Origin of the sequence: Pedococcus sp., assembly GCF_036554925.1 — a bacterium.
Lineage (GTDB): Bacteria > Actinomycetota > Actinomycetes > Actinomycetales > Dermatophilaceae > Pedococcus_A.
Window position 1 is genome coordinate 1 of record NZ_DATBMI010000100.1, and the last position, 6,027, is coordinate 6,027.

The window sequence follows — 6,027 nt, forward strand, 5'->3', positions numbered from 1 at the left end:
GCGGCCATGGTGGCGTTCTACCGTGTGCACCGCCGGGAACGGCTCGAGCAGGTGCGACAGGCGCTGGCCGATGGTGCCCGCGGGGTCGAGGACGTCGTGGAGCGGGTCTATGCCGACGTGCCCCGCGAGGTGTGGCCGGCAGCGCGGCTCAGTGTGGCCGCGCAGCTGGAGTACCTGAGGAGGGTCAGCGGGCGCGGCGCTTGAGGCGCTCGACGTCCTGGATCAGCACCGCACGGGCCTCGAGCCGCAGCCAGCCGCGGCTCGCGAAGTCGGCCAGGGCCTTGTTGACCGTCTCGCGGGAGGCGCCGACGAGCTGGGCGAGCTCCTCCTGGGTGAGGTCGTGGGAGACGAGGATGCCGTCCTCCACCGGCCGGCCGAAGCGGCTGGACAGGTCGAGCAGCGCCTTGGCCACGCGGCCGGGGACGTCGGTGAAGACGAGGTCGGCGAGGTTCTCGTTGGTGCGGCGCAGCCTCTTGGCCAGAGCGGCGAGCAGGACCTTGGCGACCTCGGGGCGCCCGGCGAGCAGGCCGTTGAGGTCCTCGTTGCCGACACCGAGCAGCTGGGTCTCCGCGACCGCGGTCGCGGTCATCGTGCGCGGGCCGGGGTCGAAGAGGCTCAGCTCGCCGAACATCTCGCCCGGGCCGAGGATCGCCACGAGGTTCTCGCGGCCATCGCTGCTGCGCCGGCCCAGCTTGATCTTGCCCTCGCGGATCACGTAGAGCCGGTCACCCTGGTCACCCTCGTGGAAGAGCACGTCACCCCGCTCGAGCCGGCGCTGGGTCATCGAGTGCATCAGCGTGCCGGCCGCCTCGTCGTCGAGGGCAGCGAACAGCGGGGCTCTTCTCACCACGTCCTGGTCCACGGGCGACAGTGTGCCACGTCGGGAGTCAGGCACGACCCGTAGTCTGTCCGGGTGTCCGCCGCACCCCGCGAGGAGTCGCCGGTCGCGCTGACCCGGCGCGCCCGGCGCATGTACCGCGCCCTGCTCGAGCGCTACCCCTACGCGCACTGCGAGCTCGACTTCGAGAGCCCCCTCCAGCTCCTCGTGGCCACGGTGCTGTCGGCCCAGACCACCGACGTCATGGTCAACAAGGTGACCCCGGCGCTCTTCGCGAGGTACCCCACGGCAGCCGACCTGGCGGGCGCCGACCGCGAGGAGATGGAGGCCATCCTCAAGCCCACCGGGTTCTTCCGCGCCAAGACCAACTCCGTGATGCGGCTCGCGGCCGACATCGTCGAGCGCTTCGACGGCGAGGTCCCGCGGCGGATGAAGGACCTCGTCACCCTTCCGGGTGTCGGGCGCAAGACCGCGAACGTCGTGCTGGGCAACGCCTTCGGGGTTCCCGGCATCACCGTCGACACGCACTTCGGCCGCCTGGTGCGCCGGTTCGGCTGGACGCCCGAGGACGACCCGGTCAAGGTCGAGGAGGCCGTCGGGAGGCTCATCCCCCGCAAGGAGTGGACGATGCTCTCCCACGTCGTGATCTTCCACGGCCGCCGCACCTGCCACGCCAAGCGGCCGGCCTGCGGCGCCTGCACGATCGCACGATGGTGCCCGTCCTACGGCATCGGCGAGACCGACCCCGCAAAGGCGGCGAAGCTGCTGAAGTTCGAGCTCGCGCCCGAGGCGCAGGGCACCCGCGCATGAGCGCGCCACGCCCTGCGTGGATGGCACGGCTCCAGCAGGCCCTCGAGCACCCCGACCCGGAGTACTTCGACCGTTTCCAGCCGCCGGAGGATGGCGGCAGGGAGTCCGCGGTGCTCATGCTCTTCGGGCCGTCGGAGCACGGCGGTGAGGAGGTCGTGCTGACCGAGCGCGCCCACCACCTCAGGTCCCACCCCGGCCAGGTCTCCTTCCCCGGAGGGTCGCTGGAGGCGGGAGAGGGCCCCACGGCGGCTGCCCTGCGTGAGGCCCACGAGGAGGTGGGCATCCCTCCGGAGACGGTCGACGTCGTGGCCGAGCTCCCCCCGCTGTTCCTCAGCCCGAGCGCGCACGTCGTCACGCCGGTGCTGGGGTGGTGGCCCGTCCCCACACCCTTCGCCTCCGTCGACGCCGGCGAGGTCCACCGCGCCGAGAGGGTCCGCGTCGACCACCTCCTCGACGCCTCGATCCGGTTCACGACCGTGCACCCGATGGGCTACGAGGGCCCGGCCTTCGAGGTCGACGGCCTCTACGTCTGGGGCTTCACCGCGATGCTCTTCAGCCGTGTCATGCAGCTCGCCGGCCTCGAGCAACCCTGGGACCCCGGCATCCGCCGTCCCCTGCCCGAGCGGTTCCACCCTCGTGGCCCCAGCTCCGGCCGTCGCGGCACGACCCCGTACCAGGAGGGCCGCCGGTGATCCTCGGGCTCACGTTCCTCGACCTGCTGCTGATCGTGCTGTTCGTCAGCTACGCCATCTCGGGCTACCGCCAGGGCCTGGTCGTCAGCACCCTCTCGCTGGCCGGCTTCCTCGGTGGCGGGGCACTCGCCATGTGGCTGCTACCCATGGCCATCCACGAGTGGACGGCCCTGGAGGAGACGCCGGTGATGCGGTCCGTCGTCCTCATCGCGGGGGTGTTCATCATGGCCTCGATGGGCCAGGCGCTGGCCGTCATGGTCGGCGGCAGGCTGCGCTCGCGCGTGCGGCACCGGCAGACGCGCGCCTTCGACTCGGCCCTGGGCGCGATCGTGGTCGTCCTCTCCGCAGCCGTCCTCGTGTGGTTCATCGCGGGGGCGCTGCGCGGTGGCGCGCCGGCCCCCCTCGCCCGGGCCATCGGCGAGTCGCGGGTGCTGCGGGCCATCGACACCGTCGTGCCACCCCAGACCGCGCGGCTGTTCGCCGGGTTCCGCGAGGTGCTGGACCGCGAGGGTTTCCCCCGCGTCTTCGAGGGGCTGGAGGCCGAGCGCATCGCTCCGGTGGAGCCCCCGGACCCCAATGTCCTGCGCACGCCCGGCGTGGCTGCCGCCGCCGACTCGGTCATCAAGATCACCGGGGTGGCCGAGGCCTGCAACCGCGGCCAGGAGGGCAGCGGGTGGGTGGTGTCACGGGGCCGTGTGGTCACCAACGCCCACGTGGTCGCCGGGATGCGCACCGTGACCCTGCGGGTGCAGGGCACCGGGCCCTCGTACACCGGCCGCGTCGTGGTCTTCGACCCGGAGCGGGACCTCGCGGTCGTCGCCGCCCCGGACCTGCCGGCCGCTCCCCTCGACCTCGGGCGCGAGCTGCGTCGAGGCGAGCAGGGCGTCGTGGCGGGCTTCCCCCTCGATGGCCCGTACCGCCTCGACGCGGCCCGTGTGCGCGAGGTGGTCCAGGCGCGAGGCTCTGACATCTACGGCTCGCCGGGCGCCAGCCGGGAGGTGTACTCCCTCTTCGCGCGCGTGCGGCCGGGCAACTCCGGCGGCCCGCTGCTCTCGGGCTCGGGTGACGTCGTGGGCGTCATCTTCGCCAAGTCGCTGGACGACAACAGCACCGGCTACGCCCTCACGCTCGACGAGGCACGCCCCGTGCTGGACGCCGCCGCCTCGGCGACCACTCCGGTCGGCACGGGCCCCTGCGTCGCCGGCTGACGCCTCACGCGCGGGGCGGTGCCATCAGCCCGCGACGGTGTCGAGCCAGCGCACGAGGTGTGCGCTGACGGCGTCGGGGGCCTCCTCGGGGAGGAAGTGACCGGCTCTCGCGACGACGTGGTGCTCGTAGGTCCCGCTGCAGTACTGCGCCGAGCCGACACCCGTCTCGGGCAGCACCGAGCGGTCGTGCTCGCCGTGCAGCTGGAGGACGGGCACGCTGATGGGCGTGCGCATGCGGCGGGCGAACGTCCACCCGTCGGGGCGGACCTGGCTGCGCACGAGCCACCGGTAGTACTCCGCCGCCGAGTGCGCCACGAAGGGCACCGCCATGGCGTCCGAGTAGGTCCTGGCCTCCTCCGGGCTGGGCCAGATCCCCTGCGGCGAGGCCCACTCGCGCAGCAGGCGCTGCACATAGCCGCCGTGCACGGTCATCTCCCGCTCCGGGACGAACGGCCGCTGCAGGCCCGCGAGGTAGGCGTTCGCACGCACCTGCCCGGCCCTGGTGAAGGAGGCGCGGCGGAAGACCAGCGGATGGGGCATTGACACCGAGGCCAGGGCGCGCGTGACCGACGGTCGCAGGGTCGGCATGCTCCAGGCGATCCACCCACCCCAGCCGTGCCCCACGACGACGGCCTCGGACTCGCCGAGCGAGCGGATCACGCTGGCGACGTCGGCCGCCGAGGTGTGGGTGTCGTAGCCCCGGGGAGGCTTGTCGGACGCGCCGTAGCCGCGCAGGTCCATGGCGGCGGCGCGGTAGCCCGCCTCGGCCAGCGCGCCCATCTGGTGCCTCCACGCCCACCAGAACTGCGGGAACCCGTGGAGGAGCACCACGAGCGGGCCCTCGCCCTGCTCGGCGACGTGGAAGCGGGCGCCGTTGGCCGCGACGAAGCGGTGCTCCCACGGGCCGTCGATGAGCGCCATGGAAGCGTCGAGGGTCATGTCGTCCTGGTTCGGGGGAGGGTTCGGGGGAGGGTTCGGGGTGGTGCGGGTGCGGCGGCTCAGGCGCCGGGCTTGATCGCGTCGATCGTGTCCTGGGCGTTCTTGATCGTCCGCTCCGGCTTCGGGTTGACCTTGTTCATGTTGTTCCTGCCGACCAGCCCGAGGATCCCGGCGAGCGCAAACAGCAGGACGGTCGTGATGAGGTAGCCCGCCCACACGGGCAGCCACTCCGCGATCCCCCACGCCACGGCGTGGAAGAGGAAGATCAGGCCGAGCAGCCCGACGAAGGCAGCGCCGGCGAACAGCCCGGCGCCCTTGCCGGCGGTCTTGGCCTCGGCGGTCATCTCCGCCTTGGCCAGGGCGATCTCGTTGCGGACGATCGCAGAGATGTCACTGGTCGCATCGGCGACCAGCTGGCCGAGGGTGCGCTCCTCGCCGCTGGTGCTGGACATGGCCCTCCCCTGGTAGGTCGCGAGCGGACCGAGGGCCCGCATGGCGTCTCCCACCCTAGTGGCCGGGTGCCGGGTCCACATCCGAGCGCTGGAAGGCGTCCGGGACACCGTCGAGGTCGAGGTCGGTCTCCTCGAGCTCCTCGATCCGACGGTAGACCCGGTTACGGGCGCGCAGGACGACGGTGGCGAGCAGCGCGGACAGCAGCGAGCCGACCAGCACGGCCAGCTTGACGTGCTCGTCGCGCTCGCTGCCGGCGCCGAACGCGAGCTCGCCCACCAGCAGCGAGACCGTGAACCCGATGCCGGCGAGCAGCGAGAGCCCGAGCACGTCCCACCACGACAGGCCGTCGTCGAGCTCGGCCCGGGTGAACCGGGTCAGGGTCCAGGTGCCGCCGAGCACGCCGACGAGCTTGCCCAGCACCAGGCCCACGACGACGCCGATGGCGGCCTCGTCGGCCAGGGCGGCGCCGAGCCCGCCGCCCACGACGGTCACGCCCGCGGCGAAGAACGCGAAGACCGGCACGGCCACCCCGGCCGACAGCGGCCGCAGCCGGTGCTCGAAGCGCTGCGCCACGTCGACCTCGGCCGACAGCGTGCTGGCCCTCGGAACGCTCGTGCGCGGGCGCACGGGCACCGTGAGGCCGAGCAGCACGCCGGCCACCGTGGCGTGGACGCCCGAGGCGTGCACGAGCCCCCAGGTCAGACCAGCGAGCGGCAGCAGCAGCCACCACTGGGTCATCCGCCGCTGCACGAGGAACGCGAAGGCGGCGAGTGGCAGCAGGGCCAGGGCCAGCAGCGGAAGGTCGAGCGAGGAGGTGTAGAAGACGGCGATGATCGTGATCGCCACGAGGTCGTCGACCACGGCGAGGGTGAGCAGGAACGAGCGCAGCGCCGCCGGCAGGTGGGTGCCGATGACCGCGAGGACGGCCAGGGCGAACGCGATGTCCGTGGCGGTCGGGACCGCCCAGCCGCGCAGGGCGTCGCCGCCGGCGCCGCTGGCGACCACCACCGCGGTGTAGAGCAGGGCGGGCAGCGCGACCCCGCAGAGGGCGGCCCCGACGGGCACGGCTGCCTTGGCCGGCTCGCGG

7 protein-coding genes and 1 pseudogene are annotated in these 6,027 nt (G+C 73.0%); 4 read left to right on the forward strand and 4 right to left on the reverse strand.

Translation table 11 applies throughout. From position 1 onward, the window contains the following. A pseudogene (locus tag VIB11_RS08375) lies at window positions 1-204 on the forward strand (MBL fold metallo-hydrolase); the annotation flags it as partial. On the opposite strand, the gene VIB11_RS08380 reads toward VIB11_RS08375, so the two are convergent. Continuing rightward, on the reverse strand, window positions 185-862 hold the full coding sequence (locus VIB11_RS08380; protein WP_332030209.1) for a Crp/Fnr family transcriptional regulator: 678 nt from the start codon (window positions 860-862) through the stop codon (window positions 185-187). The pseudogene VIB11_RS08375 and the gene VIB11_RS08380 sit on opposite strands and share 20 nt — an antisense overlap. A 108-nt stretch (window positions 863-970) precedes the next feature. On the opposite strand from VIB11_RS08380, the gene nth reads away from it, so the two are divergent. From nth to VIB11_RS08395, 3 genes are read left to right on the forward strand one after another with little or no spacing between them, the layout of a single operon-like run. Beyond that, window positions 971-1,648 carry an endonuclease III gene (gene nth, locus VIB11_RS08385; RefSeq protein WP_332030220.1) on the forward strand — a complete coding sequence of 226 codons (678 nt, stop codon included), beginning with the start codon at window positions 971-973 and terminating at the stop codon, window positions 1,646-1,648. Further along, entirely contained in the window at window positions 1,645-2,340 is a 696-nt protein-coding gene (locus VIB11_RS08390) for a CoA pyrophosphatase (protein WP_332030211.1), read from the forward strand. The genes nth and VIB11_RS08390 overlap by 4 nt, the downstream gene beginning before the upstream one ends. After that, on the forward strand, window positions 2,337-3,548 hold the full coding sequence (locus VIB11_RS08395) for a MarP family serine protease (protein WP_332030213.1): 1,212 nt from the start codon (window positions 2,337-2,339) through the stop codon (window positions 3,546-3,548). The genes VIB11_RS08390 and VIB11_RS08395 overlap by 4 nt, the downstream gene beginning before the upstream one ends. Window positions 3,549-3,572: 24 nt before the next feature. Here the strand turns inward: VIB11_RS08395 and VIB11_RS08400 are convergent, their stop codons facing one another. From VIB11_RS08400 to VIB11_RS08410, 3 genes are all read right to left on the reverse strand, one after another. Next, window positions 3,573-4,487 (reverse strand): alpha/beta hydrolase, encoded by a 915-nt coding sequence (locus tag VIB11_RS08400; RefSeq protein ID WP_332030215.1) that lies wholly within the window; start codon window positions 4,485-4,487, stop codon window positions 3,573-3,575. 59 nt (window positions 4,488-4,546) lie between these two features. Continuing rightward, window positions 4,547-4,981 carry a phage holin family protein gene (locus tag VIB11_RS08405; RefSeq protein ID WP_332030216.1) on the reverse strand — a complete coding sequence of 145 codons (435 nt, stop codon included), beginning with the start codon at window positions 4,979-4,981 and terminating at the stop codon, window positions 4,547-4,549. Window positions 4,982-4,994: 13 nt separating this feature from the next. Then, a partial coding sequence (locus tag VIB11_RS08410; protein ID WP_332030218.1) for a Na+/H+ antiporter NhaA occupies window positions 4,995-6,027 on the reverse strand: 1,033 nt, incomplete at its 5' end.

Coding starts and splice junctions, on each gene's coding strand:
- VIB11_RS08390 (WP_332030211.1), top strand. CDS start 1,645: ATGAGCGCGCCACGCCCTGCGTGGATGGCACGGCTCCAGCAGGCCCTC.
- VIB11_RS08400 (WP_332030215.1), bottom strand. CDS start 4,487: ATGACCCTCGACGCTTCCATGGCGCTCATCGACGGCCCGTGGGAGCAC.
- nth (WP_332030220.1), top strand. CDS start 971: ATGTACCGCGCCCTGCTCGAGCGCTACCCCTACGCGCACTGCGAGCTC.
- VIB11_RS08405 (WP_332030216.1), bottom strand. CDS start 4,981: ATGCGGGCCCTCGGTCCGCTCGCGACCTACCAGGGGAGGGCCATGTCC.